The sequence below is a fragment of the Pseudomonas fluorescens genome (assembly GCF_902497625.1).
Lineage (GTDB): Bacteria > Pseudomonadota > Gammaproteobacteria > Pseudomonadales > Pseudomonadaceae > Aquipseudomonas > Aquipseudomonas fluorescens_BQ.
Genome location: NZ_CABVGX010000070.1, coordinates 1 through 14,354 on the forward strand (window position 1 = coordinate 1; position 14,354 = coordinate 14,354).

The window sequence follows — 14,354 nt, forward strand, 5'->3', positions numbered from 1 at the left end:
GCCAGATGGCGACGTTCGCCGAAGCCGCCGTTGCGGATCGACCGGCATGACCTTGCGCCTGGACCTCTTGCGCCACGGCGAAACCGAACTCGGCGGTGGCCTGCGCGGCAGTCTCGATGACGCGCTGACCGACACCGGCTGGGCGCAAATGCGCGCTGCAGTGGTCGAGCAGGGCCCCTGGGATCGCTTGATCAGCTCGCCGTTGCAACGTTGCGCACGATTTGCCGAAACTTTAGGCGCGCAATTGAACGTTCCGGTGCTGCTGGACAAGGATCTGCAAGAGCTGCATTTTGGCGCGTGGGAAGGGCAGAGCGCGGCGGCGTTGATGGAGACCGATGCCGAGGCGTTGGGCCTGTTCTGGGCAGATCCTTATGCCTTCACACCGCCTCAGGGTGAGCGAGTTGCGGATTTCTCACACCGCGTGCTTGCCGCTGTCGAGCGTCTGCATGCGGCTTATGCCGGCGAGCGGCTGCTGCTGATCAGCCATGGTGGAGTCATGCGTTTATTGCTGGCGCAGGCGCGCGGGTTGCCACGTGAACGGTTGCTGAATGTCGAAGTGAGCCACGGGGCGATGTTTTCCCTGTCGGTCGAATCCGCGGGTTTGTTGAAGGAAGTGAGCTGAGCATGCAGCCTTTCTGGATCGCCCTGCAATTTCTCAGCAGCCTGCCGATTCGCCTGCCGGGCATGCCGGCCCCGCAAGAGCTGGGCCGTTCGCTGCTGTTCTACCCGCTGGTGGGGTTGCTGTTTGGTGTGATCCTGTGGGGATTCAATTCGCTGCTGCTCGGCACGCCTCTGCTGCTGCATGCCGCGTTACTGCTGACGGTTTGGGTGATGCTCAGCGGCGCGCTGCACCTGGACGGTCTGGCCGACAGCGCCGATGCGTGGCTGGGTGGTTTTGGAGATCGGGAACGCACGCTGACCATCATGAAAGATCCGCGCAGCGGACCGATTGCCGTCGTGACGCTGGTGCTGGTACTACTGCTAAAGTTCGCCGCGCTGCTGGCGCTGATCGAACAGCACAACAGCGTTTTCCTGATTATTGTTCCGTTGCTGGGGCGCGCTTCATTGCTGGGGTTATTTCTGACGACGCCCTACGTTCGCCCTGGAGGATTGGGTCAGGCGTTGGCGGATCATCTGCCGCGCTCGGCTGCCTGGCAGGTGTTGCTGATTTGCGCAGTGGCTTGTGTTGTCCTGGCAGGCCTCGACGGGTTTATCGCCGTCGTTGTAGCGGCGCTGCTGTTCGCCTGGCTCCGTCAGGTAACGATTCGAAGATTGGGCGGCACCACCGGCGATACCGCCGGAGCGCTACTGGAGTTACTGGAAGTCACCCTTTTGGTCAGCCTTGCACTGCTCCCGTAGAGCAAGCTTGCTCGCGAAGCAGACGACTCGGTCCGCGCGTAAAATTGCATCATCGCTCTTCGCGACCAAGTCGGACCGCAGGTACCGTTCGCTTCTGCGAGGTGAGATGTATCTAAATATTTGCTTTTATCTTTTCGCGGGTATATACACGCACCATGCTCGAATCCCAATGTTTATGCATCAACCTGCGTCGCGCCGCTCGTGGCGTCAGCAGGCACTATGACGGCGCTCTGGACGGCTTCGGAATCAACGTTGCCCAGTATTCTCTGCTGTGCAATCTGCAGCGTCTGGATCAACCGAGTATTTCCACCCTGGCCGAGGCGATGGGCCTGGATCGCAGCACCCTCGGGCGCAATCTGCGTGTACTGGAAGGCGAAGGCCTGGTGTTGCTGGTCGAGGGCGATGACATGCGCAATCGTATCGTCAAGCTGACCGACACCGGAGCTCAGCGCCTTGAAGCCGCTTTGCCGGCATGGGAAGCGGCGCAGCAACGTCTGGTCGATCGCCTCGGCACTGAAAAACGCGAAATCCTGTTGAAACTCTTGGATGAGCTGGCCTGAGGCCGGTTCGTTCGACCTTAAGCGGGTATATACCCGCTAGCGGAGAATAATAATGACATCGATGTGGCGTACGTGCGGCTGGGTACTGTTGGGGAGTGCGCTGATTCTGGCGCTGTCCTTGGGCGTGCGCCACGGCTTCGGGCTTTTTCTCGCGCCGATGAGCGCTGAGTTCGGCTGGGGACGTGAAACATTTGCGTTCGCCATCGCCTTGCAAAACCTCATCTGGGGCCTGGCGCAACCGTTTACCGGCGCCCTGGCCGACCGCTTTGGCGCCGCGAAAGTGGTGCTGGTCGGCGGTATTCTCTACGCCGTCGGCCTGGTCTGCATGGGCCTGTCCGATTCGGCGGTGACCTTGTCCTTGAGCGCCGGCCTGTTGATCGGCATCGGCCTGTCCGGCACGTCCTTCTCGGTGATCCTCGGCGTCGTTGGTCGCGCCGTGCCGCCGGAGAAACGCAGCATGGGCATGGGCATCGCCAGTGCCGCCGGTTCCTTCGGCCAGTTCGCCATGCTGCCCGGCACGCTGGGGCTGATTGGCTGGCTTGGCTGGTCGGCAGCACTGCTGGTGCTGGGTCTGCTGGTGGCGCTCATCGTGCCGCTGGTGAGCATGCTCAAGGACAAGCCTTTGCCGACGCTCGGCCATGAGCAGACGCTGTCCGAGGCCCTGCGCGAAGCGTGCTCACACTCGGGATTCTGGCTGCTGGCCTTCGGCTTTTTCGTCTGCGGTTTTCAGGTGGTGTTCATTGGCGTGCATTTGCCGGCCTACCTGGTCGATCAGCATCTGCCTGCCAGCGTCGGCACCACGGTGCTGGCGCTGATCGGCCTGTTCAATATCTTCGGTACTTACACGGCCGGCTGGCTTGGCGGGCGCATGTCCAAGCCACGTCTGCTCACCGGTTTGTATTTGTTACGGGCCGTCGTGATCGGGTTGTTCCTGTGGGCGCCGGTCACCACCATGTCTGCGTACCTGTTCGGCATGGCGATGGGTTTCCTGTGGCTGTCGACGGTGCCATTGACCAACGGCACCGTGGCGACCTTGTTCGGCGTGCGAAACCTGTCCATGCTGGGTGGCATCGTTTTCCTCTTCCATCAGCTCGGCTCATTCCTGGGTGGCTGGTTGGGCGGGGTCGTGTATGACCGAACCGGGAGTTACGACTTGATCTGGCAGGTAGCAATTCTCTTGAGCCTGCTGGCCGCGGCGCTGAACTGGCCGGTGCGCGAGCGGCCGGTGGCGCGCCTGCAGGCTCAGGTGAGTACGGTATGAACAGTCTCTGGCCACGACTCGCCGTCGGTGCGGGCGGCGCTTTACTGCTGGCGCTGGCGTGGTGGGGCTGGCAGCAGGGCGGGCTGGCGTTGATGCAGTTGGGCATGGGCGCTTGCTAGCAGGCTGTGAGGGCGAGTAACTTCGTTGCAGACGATCTCTCAAGGATGCACGAACATGCAGATGCGCTGGCTGGCAGTTCCCGTATTGATGGTGGCGTTTTCAGCGATGACCCAAGCGGCGCAGTGTCCGGAGCTGCTGAAGGGCTCGTTGCCCAAGCTGCGTGCCAAGGAATCCATCGACCTGTGTCAGCGCTTCGCCGGCAAACCGCTGGTGGTGGTCAATACCGCCAGCTTTTGCGGTTTCGCCCCACAGTTCAAAAGCCTTGAAGCGTTGAATCAGCGCTACAAGTCGCAAGGGCTGGAAGTCATCGGCGTGCCGTCCAATGATTTCAAGCAGGAGTCCAAGGATGGCGAAGAAACTGCCAAGGTCTGCTACGTGAATTACGGCGTCACCTTCACCATGACCGAGCCGCAGAAAATTCGCGGTGACGATGCGATCAATCTGTTTCAGGTGCTGGCCGCACAGAGTAGCGCGCCGAAGTGGAATTTCTACAAGTACGTGGTCGATCGCAAAGGCAAGGTAATCGCCGACTTTTCCAGCCTGACCAAACCGGATGACCCTGAATTCATCGCCGCTGTAGAGAAAGCCATCGCTTCGCAACCCTGATCGACGCGCGTAAAAAAGCCCCGCCTCTGGACCAGAGCGCGGGGCTTTTTCGATTCAGGCGGCGGAGCGTTCAGCCTCGCCGTGAATCATCAGAAACGGTAGGTCGCGCCAACACCAAAACCGTTCGCCGAGTTTTCATACTTGGCGCTGTAGGTCTGGCGACCGTTGCTGTTGTTGACCTTGACCGACTCTTCCATCAGGTACGAATACGCTACGTCGATGGTCAGGTCGTCGGTCGGGCTCCAGCCAGCGCCCAGGCTGAAGATCTTGCGATCGCCGGTCGGGATGCGTGGGGAACGGTTTTCGTTGTTGGTCGGTGCCTGATCAACCGAGAAACCGCTGCGCAGAACCCATTGCTTGTTCAGCTGATACGAAGCACCGATGGCGTGAGCCCAGGTGTCGTGCCAGTTTTGTTCTTCGGTAATAACACCCAGACCACGGGCGGCCAGAGCGGCAGGCACACCATCGTTTTCAACGGTGATTTCCTTCAGGCGGCTCCAGCGAGTCCAGGTGCTGCCTGCATAAAGAGTCCATTGGTCATTCAGCTCATGAGTGACCGAGAAGTCGACCGACTCAGGCGTGGTCAGGTCCAGGGAAGCGTCGAACTTCTGGTTCGGGTTCTGACCCAGCGCGGCGAGCAGGCCGTAGTTGACCTTGGTGTCACCTTCCAGTTTGTATTTCACTTTTGAGTGATAGGTCATGCCCACGCGAGTGCTGTCGGTGGCTTGAACCAGAATACCGATGTTGTAACCCAGTGCGGTGTCGTCACCCTTGATCTTGACCTGGCCATCCGCTGCACGCGGGTCGAGCGACAGGTTCGATTCCAGTTTGCCGTCGATGCGGTTGATGGTCGGGCCGAAACCGATAGAGACCTTGTCGTTGAACGCGTAGCTCATGGTCGGCTGTACAGTGACGATTTTGACGTCGCTCTTGGTGCCGAAGTAGCGGCCTGCGAAGCCGTTTTCGTAATCGGTCACCAGGCCGAAAGGCGCGTATACACCAACACCGAATGCCCAGTTGTCGTCGATTGGCTTGACGTAGTAGCCCATTGGGACGGCAATGAACGGCACCATGTCGCCATCATTGCTACCAGCGCGCGGGGTGGAGCGCGCGTCGCTGATATCGGTATGTGCGTCGAGGAATGCAGCGCCGCCGGTGACTTGTTCGCGCTTGATGCGCGCCATGCCGGCAGGGTTGCCAAATACTGTACTTGCATCATCGGCAGTCGAAGATCGCCCGGCAAAACCAGTACCCATCCCGCTGATGCTTTGTTCGTTGATGGCAAAGCCACTCGCAAATAGCTGGGTGGATGCCATGGCAGCGGCGAGGGTAAGTGTGGTTTTGAGCATTACTTTTTTCATTATTAGAACTCCTGGTGATCACCGGGGCGAAAATTACCAACATTTTCGTCCCAGCGCTATAGGCTGTATGCGTTGAGTTAGAGCGGTTTTGTAGGACAATCCGACCATCTTCAGGCCGTGTTGCACGATCTTTCGAAGATGGGGATTCAGCAGGCGACCTGATTCAGCGGTGAAACACAGGTTTGCCAGGCGCAAGTGAAGTCTCTCAGGCGGCCTTGAGGCTGGAAGGTCTGACGCCAGATTCTGGCCATGCCCAACAGGTCGTCGGCTTCAGGAAGCGGGGTGTTCTGCTCTTCGACCAGCAACCAGGCGATGGCCGTGGCGTAGCGAAGATTGACGGTCAATTCCAGGTGGGGCCCGCTCAGAAACGCGTGCTGGCTGGCCAGTCCGCGAACCAGACTGGCACGTTCCGGATCCAGTGCCAGGTAATGATCCCAAAGCGCCTGGTGGCGAGGTTCGTTGATTCGGTACAAACCGTGTCCACGGCGGTCGTGCAGGGCAGAGCCAAGGGCAGACTGACTGGCGGCGATGCCTAGCAGCAGGGATTCGGCGGTTGCGCTATGGCGTCCGAGATAGATCAAGGTCGGGCGAATCACATAACGACACAGTTCGCTGGCAGCGATACCCATAACACCCTCGGAACGTGAAGTGGTCGGCGAGTCCTGAAAGGGGGCCTTGGCAGCAGTGGATCGAAATCAGGCTCGCCGCGAGCGGCGTACACCGCTTGAGTTGAAGTGTAGTGTCATATTCGCGCTGTAAAGGACTGTTTTTAAAATATTTCCGGCTTCGAGTTATAACCGTTATATCCCTTGGTGCTTAGGCCGGATGCTTCGAATAAGAAATTTTCGGCAATAAAAAGCCCCGCATTTCAGCGAGGCTTTTAGTGTTGCGGCCTTTGCGGCCTTTGCGGCGTATCAGGCAACCAGTGCCTGACGCGTACGCTCGATCACGGCCTGCAGCGGTTCGGCGCTGGAGTACTGATCGGGGTAGAGGCGTTCGCTATGGCGGGCGATGCCGTGTTCGTTGACCAGGGTGAAGCTGAAGCAGCCTTTGCGAGCGGCCATGATGAGGCAGTTCATTGGGGCAAAAGCATTGGTCAGGGCGCGGATAGCATCCTGGGTGTGGATTTGAGTAGACATAGTCATGGTGTTCCTACAAGCGACACGGATAAGAGCCGTGCAAAATTAAAACGTTCCAGTGACGTCGACCACCGTTGGTCGTACGAAGAACCCGACTGGAACAAAGCAGCCAGTTTGAAGCGCTGATAAATGGCGCGCTTGGGCTGGCAGGTAGGTACTTAGGAGGGCAGGCAGCACATCAAGGGCAAAGGTTCTGGGCCCGGGGTGAAGATCCTGATCAATTTGCAGGCTGGTTCGGTCAGAGTAAGTGGTCTTCGCAACACCCTTTGCTTTTGATTCAAAGGCTGTGTTGACGCAAGGTTTACCTGGAAACCATCGAGGTGGTCGATCCCGCTTGTTCGGTAGGGGTATCCGTAAAGGAGGCTTACCGGGGGGATTGTTCGACCAGAATTGACTTTCAGCTTGGTACTAACGCCGCGGATGATAACGCAATGAGCTGGGAAAGGGAAGGCGCATGCACTAAAACAGTGTTGGTCGCGCTCCTGGCCCAGAGTTTAATCACATTGCAGCGCCGAACTGCTGCCTGATTACTGTTTCCGATAGAGGCAAATCCGACCATCGGTCGCTACCGTCCATCGCTCTATCCTCGGGCCTGGACCGGTGGAAGGGCGATTCATATCCAGGCGCAGCAAAAAAACGCTCCGAAAAAGCGCGCTCATATGCCCATCACGAAGTAACTTGTGCACAAAGGTGCCATAGGCAGTCACAGAGATGTCATATTGCCTGCGTCGAGAGTGGGTGCCTGTATCCGAAATTTAAGTCAATGAAAAACATCGCTTTTTTTTACTGGTGAAAAAATCGTCAGTTTGGCTGCGAGCCCCGTTCCACAGGGCTTTGCGAGAGTTCAAGGGCGGTTGTCCACTGAGTTATCCACAGCTTCTGTGGATTGTCCCGAGCGCTTGCTCTAGGACGGGCGTGCCGGGAATTTCCGAGCTTTACCTGTCAGAAAAAAAGAGTAGAGTGGCGCGCCTCCGATCTGTCCCACAGTGCTTTATGAAGTTTCGCTCAGTACCAGAATCCGTTACCTCCACACCTTCCGGTGTTACCCCACCCAAGCGTATGTCGATGCGCGTGGCCGAGTGGCTGCTCGACAACCCGCGCCTGAGTGAGAGCACCAATGTCAAACACCTGGCCGGGCGTTTGCTCAAGCAACCGGCCCGCGAAGGCGTAGTCGCTGCGCAAAGTCGCCTTGGCCAGCTGATGTGCCGTGAATGCGGGAATGCCCGCGACCGTCGTATCGGCCACGACCTATTGCGTCAGGCGGCGCGGGCGGGCGATCGCCGCGCCTTGCAGGAACTTGGCCTGGTCGAAGACTGAGCTGTCCAAGACCTGACGCCTTGGTTAACCTTCAAGCTTTAATTCATCGGCAGGAATGGCTATGGCTATGGACTTGACCAGCATATTGCTCGGTCTGGCGGGTGCTGCACTGCCTCTTCTGGTGTTGGCGTGGCAGCGCCAGCGCCGAGCCAGCAGCAAGCAGTCTGACGTGGCCTTGCTGGAAGAGCGTCTGGCCATGGCCAATCTGGCTCAGGACGGGCTCAACGCCCAGCTCGAAGCCTGCCGCGACGAGATAGCTGACCTCGGCCAGGCTAACGCGACCAAACAAGCTGACCTGGCGGCGCTGAGGCGGGAAGTCGAGCTGTTGCAGATCGAGCGTGATGACGCCCGCGACGCCGCCCACGCCTGGAACATCGAACGCGCCGGCAAAGAGGCCGAGTTGCGCCGACTGGATGCGCAGGCCGCCTCGCTCAATGCCGAACTGCGTGAGCAACAGGAAAGCCATCAGCAACGCCTCAACGATCTGCAAGGCTCGCGCGACGAGCTGCGCGCGCAGTTCGCTGAGCTGGCGGGCAAGATTTTCGACGAGCGTGAACAGCGCTTTGCCGAAACCAGCCAGCAGCGCCTTGGGCAATTGCTCGATCCGTTGAAAGAACGCATCCAGTCCTTCGAAAAACGTGTCGAAGAAAGCTATCAGGCGGAGGCCCGAGAACGTTTTTCGCTGGCCAAAGAGCTGGAGCGTCTGCAGCAACTCAACCTGCGTCTGAGCGACGAAGCCACCAACCTGACTCGTGCGCTGAAGGGCCAGAAAACCCAAGGTAACTGGGGCGAGCTGATTCTGGAGCGGGTGCTTGAGCATGCTGGCCTGGAAAAGGGCCGCGAGTACCAGACCCAGGTCAATCTCAAGGGTCCTGATGGCGAGCGTTTCCAGCCTGACGTGATCATTTATCTACCGGGCGACAAGCAGGTGGTGGTGGACTCGAAAGTCAGTCTGACCGCTTATCAACAGTACGTAACGGCAGACGACGATGGCATCGGCCAGATCGCGCTGAAACAGCATGTGCTGTCGTTGCGCACTCACGTCAAAGGTCTGGCCGGCAAGGACTACAAGCGGCTCGATGGGTTGCACAGTCTGGATTTCGTGTTGTTGTTCGTGCCGATCGAAGCGGCATTCTCTGCAGCCTTGCAGGCTGAACCGACATTGTTTCAGGAAGCCTTCGACCGCAACATCGTCATCGTCAGCCCGACCACTTTGCTGGCGACGCTGCGCGTGATCGACAGCTTGTGGAAGCAGGAGCGCCAGAGCCAGAACGCCCGGGAAATCGCCGAACGTGCCGGTTGGCTGTACGACAAGTTCGTGTTGTTTATCCAGGATCTGGATGAGGTCGGCAATCGTCTGCAACAGCTGGATAAAGCCTACAGTTCGGCGCGCAACAAGCTGACAGAGGGGCGAGGCAATCTGGTCAGCCGCAGCGAGCAGCTGAAATTGCTGGGTGCACGGGCGAGCAAGAGTTTGCCGGCAGATCTGCTGGAGCGGGCGATGACGGATGTGGATGGCCTGGCCGAGTTGCCGGAGTAACTAATTCAGCTTCGCCTGCACACCCCCGCTCCCGCAGCGCCCCGCATAACTCACTGGGAGCAAGCTCTGTTGCCACAGTTTGAATAATGGTCGGCCATACACTCTGCGTACACAGACAACACCGTGGGAGCGAGCCTGCTCGCGATGGCGGCGTGTCAACAAACATTGAAAGTGAATCCGGCGGTCTCTTCGCAACCAAGTCGAATCTCCGCCCCCTCGCCGCTACAACGGCAAATGCCGACTCAACAACGCCCTTAACGCCGCCGGTTTCACCGGTTTCGGCAGATAATCCAGGCCTGCCGCGTGCACCTGAGCCACCATTTCAGGACGACCGTCCGCGCTGATGACCACGCCCGGCACCGGTTCGCCCAAGCGCGTGCGCAGCCAGGCCATCAGTTCGGTTCCGGTCTCCCCATGATCCAGGTGATAGTCCACCAGCGCCAGTTGCGGGCGCATCCCCGCGTCGAGCAGTTGCGCGCATTCCGCGCGATTGCGCGCGGTCCAGACTTGGCAACCCCAGCGCGTCAGCAGACTGTTCATACCGATCAGAATGCTGTCTTCGTTGTCGATGCACAGCACCTGCGCGCCGCTCAACAGTTTCCCGTTAACCTCTGCGCCCGCGACTGGCGCTACAGTTTGCGCCCGTGCCAATGGCACGCTGACACTGAACACCGTGCCGCGCCCCACCCATGAGCGAACCTGCAACGTGTGGCCCAGCACGCGGCACAACCCGTCGGCAATCGCCAGCCCCAATCCCAGGCCCTTTTCGGCGCGGGTCTGGTGACTGTCGAGGCGTTTGAATTCTTCGAAGATGACTTTTTGCTTGTCCTGCGCAATTCCCGGGCCGCGATCCCACACCTCCAGACACAATTGCCCCTGGCGTCGCCGTATGCCCAGCAGCACCGGGCCTTTGCCGTAGCGGAAAGCGTTGGTGAGGAAATTCTGCAGGATTCGCCGCAGCAGTTTGATGTCGCTGTAAACGCGCATGCTGCTGCCGCGAACGCGGAAGTCCAGCCCCTGTTCACCGGCCAACGCCTTGAATTCGGCCGCGAGCACGTCGAACAACTCATTGATCGCAAACGGCTGCGGATCCGAATTGATCTTGCCGTTCTCCAGACGAGAAATATCCAAGAGATCGCTGATCAGGTCTTCAGCAGAACGTAGCGAAGTATCCAGATGCCGGACCAGCTTCTGCGCTTCGTTGGACAAGCCGTCATCCTGGTGGGAGAGGGCGGCGGAGAACAGGCGCGCGGCATTCAGGGGTTGCATCAGGTCATGGCTGACCGCCGCCAGAAAACGGGTTTTCGACTGGTTCGCCGATTCGGCAGTGCCTTTGGCTTCGGTCAGGGCCACGTTCAATTGCGACAGTTCATGAGTACGCTCGGTGACGCGCCGTTCCAGCCCTTCGTTGGCCTCGGTCAGCGCCTGCTCGGCTTCGCGAAACGCGGTGATGTCAGTGAAGCTCATGACAAAACCGCCGCCCGGCATCGGGTTGCCGATCAGCTCGATCACGCGCCCGTTGGGGAAAAGTCGTTCAGAGGTGTGGGCGCGGCCCTGACGCATCCAGTGCAGGCGGCGGGCAACGTGTACTTCTGCCTCGCCGGGACCACACAAACCGCGCTCGGCGTTGTGCCGGATGATGTCGGCAATCGGTCGACCGACGCTGATCAAACCGTCCGGGTAGTTGAACAGCTCAAGGTAGCGCCGGTTCCATGCCACCAGTTTCAACGACTGATCGACCACACTGATGCCCTGAGTAATGTTCTCAATGGCGCCTTGCAGCAACGCACGGTTGAACTGCAACACTTCAGAAGCTTCGTCGGCGATCCGAACGACATCTTCCAGCTGCATTTCGCGACCTTCGATGGCGGCTTTCACCACGGCGCGAGTCGATGACGCCCCGAGCACACCGGCGAGCAGCCGTTCAGTGTGGGCGATCCATTCACTGTCGGCGTTCTGGTTCGGGTTAAAGCCTTTGCCCTGGCGATAGGCGAAGCGAATGAAGCTCTGGCGGGCGCGTTCCTCACCGACAAATCGTGCGGCCAGTTGCAACAGATCATCAATCTGCACCGCCAGCATCGAACGGGCGCTGGGGCGGGCGCTGATTTCCTGACCGATGAAACGGCCGGCCTGCCAGTGCTCTGAAACGCGTGTGCGGGACAGCACCGACACCCAGGCGAACAGGGTAAAGTTGCCGGCCAGTGACAGCACCACGCCTTGGGTCAAGGGTGTGATCGGCAGGTTCAACGGATTGCTGTGCAACCACGCCAGCCCTGGAAAAGCGTTTAACGACAGGCCCAGGCTATGGGCGGCAATCGGCAGGACCAGTGTGTAGAACCACAGAAAGGTGCCGGCGGCGAGGCCGGCGAACACACCGCGGCGATTGGCCTGTTTCCAGTACAGCGCGCCGAGCATGGCCGGGGCCAGCTGGGTCACAGCGGCGAAAGCGATCTGGCCGATCGTGGCCAGACTGGCCGTTGAGCCGAGCAGGCGATAGCTGACATAGGCCAGCAGCAAAATGATCACGATGCTGACCCGGCGCACCGAGAGCATCCACTGGCGGAATACTTCGAACGGCCGCTCGGCGTTGTTGCGGCGCAGCAGCCACGGCAACAGCATGTCGTTGGAAACCATGGTCGACAGCGCCACGCTCGCGACGATGACCATGCCGGTGGCGGCCGAAGCACCGCCGATAAACGCCAGCATCGCCAGCGCAGGGTGTGCTTGCGCCAGCGGCAGGCTGATGACGAAGGAGTCCGGCAGCACCGAGCTGGGCAGCAGCATCTGACCGGCGAGCGCGATCGGGACTACAAACAACGCGGCCAAAGCGAGGTAGGCGGGGAACACCCACTTGGCCAGGCGCAGATCCTGCGGGTCGATGTTTTCCACCACGGTCACGTGGAACTGCCGCGGCAGGCAGATAATCGCCATCATCGCCACTCCGGTCTGCACCACCATCGACGGCCAGTTGATGGTTTCCTTCCAGTATTCTTCCAGACGCGGTGCGAGCATGGCCTGGTCGAACAGGTCTTCGAAACCGTCGTACAGCCCGTAGGTCACGAATGCGCCGACCGCAAGAAAGGCGAACAGCTTGACCAGCGACTCGAACGCAATCGCCAGCACCATGCCTCGGTGGTGCTCAGTGGCGTCGAGGTTGCGCGTACCGAAGACGATAGTGAACAGCGCCAGCACGAGCGTCACGATCAGTGCCGTGTCCTGGGCGCGCGTGCCCATCGCATCGGCACCGGCACCGATCAACAGGTTCACGCCCAGCACGATCCCTTTGAGTTGCAACGCGATATAAGGCAGCACGCCGACCAGACAGATCAGCGCGACGACAATGGCCAGCGATTGTGATTTGCCATAACGGGCCGCAATGAAGTCGGCGATCGAGGTGATGTTCTCCTGCTTGCTGATCATCACCATTTTCTGCAGGACCCACGGCGCGCAGACCAGCAGCAGGATCGGCCCGAGGTAGATCGGCAGGAACGACCAGAGCTGTTCAGCGGCCTGACCGACTGCGCCGAAGAAGGTCCAGCTGGTGCAATAGACGGCCAGCGACAGGCTGTAGACCCACGCGCGCACCTTGGGCGGCAGCGGCGTGCTGCGGCGATCACCGTAGAAGGCGATGGCGAACATGACGGCCATATAGGCCAGGGCAACGGCGGCGATCAGCCCGCTGGACAGCGACATGGAAACTCCCGGCAAAAGACAACCGGGACTCCCGCCCGGCACGACAGTCTCGCACGCCGGCCGGCGTTCGTCAGTGTCGACCAAGGTCGAGGCGTGGCGGGGTGTCGCAGGATTTCATTCAGCGGGATCTGCGGCATTCCGACTTGCCCGCGAAGGCGGCCTCACTGGCTCAACGCAATCTCGACCAACCCATGCAATGCCTCCACCTCCAAAGGTGCGGTCGCAAACAGAATCCGGTACACCATCGGTGCTGCCAGCAGATTGATCAACCGATCGACACTCGGCTGGGGCTCAGCGGGATAGCGATCCAGAATGGTCTGCAGCTGCCCGCCGATGATCGTCACACAAGTCCCCGGCGTCGGGCTCGATTGCACGTCCCTCAGCATGTCGCGCCCGGGTTCGGAGCTCATTTCATCCAGAAACTGCTCCGCCCAGGCGAGGATGTCGCCGCGCAAACTGCCTGTGTTGGCCGGTTCGCCATCGGGCTGCATCCGTGCCAGCGCCACATCGGCGAGCAACGCCGACAAATCCCCCCAGCGCCGGTAAATGGTCGATGGAGTTACTCCCGCACGCGTGGCGATTTGCGGCACGGTCACGCTGGAGCGCTCCTGCTCCTGGAGCAGTGCGCGCACAGCCGAATGAATCGATTCCTGTACCCGGGCGCTTCTGCCACCGGGGCGTAAACCTTCTTTGATAGCCATACGTCAGACCTTAACACAAAGAAATTGCTTTAAGGGCGGGTCGGTAGCACACTCCGCAAAAGCAAAAAGTTAGCTTTTGCGGAGTATTGCCCATGCACAGTTCAGTATCCAACCGTTCCAGCTTGTGGTTTCTGGCGATCACCTTACTGAGTTTTCTCGCCGCTTCCACGGCACCGACGCCGCTCTATCACCTGTATCAGGAACAGCTGCAGTTTTCCGCTGCGACCCTGACACTGATCTTCGGCGTCTACGCCATCAGTTTGCTCGCTGCGTTGCTGACCGTAGGCTCGCTGTCCGATTACCTGGGGCGCAAACCGGTGATTTTCGCCGCAGTCGTGCTCAACATCCTGGCGATGATGCTGTTCATCGAAGCCGATAGCGTCGCATGGCTGATCAGCGCGCGCGTGTTGCAAGGTTTTGCTACGGGGATGGCCACGGCGGTGTTGAGTGCTGCATTGTTGGACACTGACCGCCAGCAGGGGCCACTGGTCAACAGTGTCGCGCCGCTGCTCGGCATGGCGTTCGGCGCGATGGGCTGCGGCTTGCTGGCCGAATATGCGCCGTGGCCGCTGCAGCTTTCTTATTGGGTGCTGTTCGCAATGTTTGTTTTGCAGGCATTTTACGTCTGGCGCTTGCCGGAAACGGTCAGCGCGCAGCCCGGCGCGTGGGCATCGTTGCGGCCGACGCTGCATGTTCC

14 protein-coding genes are annotated in these 14,354 nt (G+C 59.9%); 9 read left to right on the forward strand and 5 right to left on the reverse strand.

Going from position 1 to position 14,354, the window contains the following annotated elements:
- Positions 1 to 46 precede the first annotated feature (46 nt).
- The 6 genes from cobC to F8N12_RS26245 all read left to right on the forward strand — a co-directional run bounded on the left by cobC (position 47) and on the right by F8N12_RS26245 (position 3,906).
- The gene (gene cobC / locus F8N12_RS26225; RefSeq protein WP_150582979.1) at positions 47 to 622 is read left to right on the forward strand and encodes an alpha-ribazole phosphatase family protein; all 576 of its coding nucleotides are present in this window, start codon (positions 47 to 49) and stop codon (positions 620 to 622) included.
- 2 nt (positions 623 to 624) lie between these two features.
- Positions 625 to 1,359 (forward strand): adenosylcobinamide-GDP ribazoletransferase, encoded by a 735-nt coding sequence (locus F8N12_RS26230; protein WP_150582980.1) that lies wholly within the window; start codon positions 625 to 627, stop codon positions 1,357 to 1,359.
- Positions 1,360 to 1,514: 155 nt separating this feature from the next.
- Positions 1,515 to 1,919 carry a MarR family winged helix-turn-helix transcriptional regulator gene (locus tag F8N12_RS26235; protein WP_150582981.1) on the forward strand — a complete coding sequence of 135 codons (405 nt, stop codon included), beginning with the start codon at positions 1,515 to 1,517 and terminating at the stop codon, positions 1,917 to 1,919.
- Positions 1,920 to 1,971: 52 nt separating this feature from the next.
- Positions 1,972 to 3,180 (forward strand): MFS transporter, encoded by a 1,209-nt coding sequence (locus F8N12_RS26240; RefSeq protein ID WP_150582982.1) that lies wholly within the window; start codon positions 1,972 to 1,974, stop codon positions 3,178 to 3,180.
- On the forward strand, positions 3,177 to 3,299 hold the full coding sequence (locus F8N12_RS28080) for a hypothetical protein (RefSeq protein ID WP_263596529.1): 123 nt from the start codon (positions 3,177 to 3,179) through the stop codon (positions 3,297 to 3,299). The genes F8N12_RS26240 and F8N12_RS28080 overlap by 4 nt, the downstream gene beginning before the upstream one ends.
- Before the next feature lie 55 nt (positions 3,300 to 3,354).
- Positions 3,355 to 3,906, forward strand: a complete 552-nt coding sequence (locus tag F8N12_RS26245) for a glutathione peroxidase (protein ID WP_150582983.1) — start codon at positions 3,355 to 3,357, stop codon at positions 3,904 to 3,906.
- An 89-nt stretch (positions 3,907 to 3,995) separates the two neighbouring features.
- Here the strand turns inward: F8N12_RS26245 and F8N12_RS26250 are convergent, their stop codons facing one another.
- The 3 genes from F8N12_RS26250 to F8N12_RS26260 all read right to left on the reverse strand — a co-directional run bounded on the left by F8N12_RS26250 (position 3,996) and on the right by F8N12_RS26260 (position 6,406).
- Complete coding sequence (locus tag F8N12_RS26250; RefSeq protein WP_150582984.1) at positions 3,996 to 5,267, reverse strand: OmpP1/FadL family transporter; 1,272 nt, start codon at positions 5,265 to 5,267, stop codon at positions 3,996 to 3,998.
- 146 nt (positions 5,268 to 5,413) lie between these two features.
- Positions 5,414 to 5,896 carry a hypothetical protein gene (locus F8N12_RS26255; RefSeq protein WP_150582985.1) on the reverse strand — a complete coding sequence of 161 codons (483 nt, stop codon included), beginning with the start codon at positions 5,894 to 5,896 and terminating at the stop codon, positions 5,414 to 5,416.
- Positions 5,897 to 6,181: 285 nt separating this feature from the next.
- Positions 6,182 to 6,406, reverse strand: coding sequence for a hypothetical protein (locus F8N12_RS26260; protein ID WP_028621654.1), 225 nt, complete (start codon positions 6,404 to 6,406; stop codon positions 6,182 to 6,184).
- Positions 6,407 to 7,399: 993 nt separating this feature from the next.
- Between F8N12_RS26260 and F8N12_RS26270 the strand changes: the two genes are divergently transcribed.
- Together F8N12_RS26270 and rmuC are read left to right on the forward strand one after the other, a co-directional pair.
- On the forward strand, positions 7,400 to 7,723 hold the full coding sequence (locus tag F8N12_RS26270; protein ID WP_150582986.1) for a sel1 repeat family protein: 324 nt from the start codon (positions 7,400 to 7,402) through the stop codon (positions 7,721 to 7,723).
- A 175-nt stretch (positions 7,724 to 7,898) separates the two neighbouring features.
- Positions 7,899 to 9,263 (forward strand): DNA recombination protein RmuC, encoded by a 1,365-nt coding sequence (gene rmuC, locus F8N12_RS26275; RefSeq protein WP_191623223.1) that lies wholly within the window; start codon positions 7,899 to 7,901, stop codon positions 9,261 to 9,263.
- A gap of 222 nt (positions 9,264 to 9,485) precedes the next feature.
- Here rmuC and F8N12_RS26280 read toward each other — a convergent pair whose 3' ends face one another.
- Entirely contained in the window at positions 9,486 to 12,956 is a 3,471-nt protein-coding gene (locus tag F8N12_RS26280) for a PAS domain-containing hybrid sensor histidine kinase/response regulator (protein WP_150582988.1), read from the reverse strand.
- 161 nt (positions 12,957 to 13,117) lie between these two features.
- Positions 13,118 to 13,657: a TetR/AcrR family transcriptional regulator gene (locus F8N12_RS26285; protein WP_150582989.1), complete on the reverse strand. Its 540-nt coding sequence runs from the start codon at positions 13,655 to 13,657 to the stop codon at positions 13,118 to 13,120.
- A gap of 92 nt (positions 13,658 to 13,749) precedes the next feature.
- Here F8N12_RS26285 and F8N12_RS27995 point away from each other — a divergent pair.
- Positions 13,750 to 14,354: MFS transporter (locus F8N12_RS27995; RefSeq protein WP_224787752.1), on the forward strand; the 605-nt coding region annotated here is incomplete at its 3' end.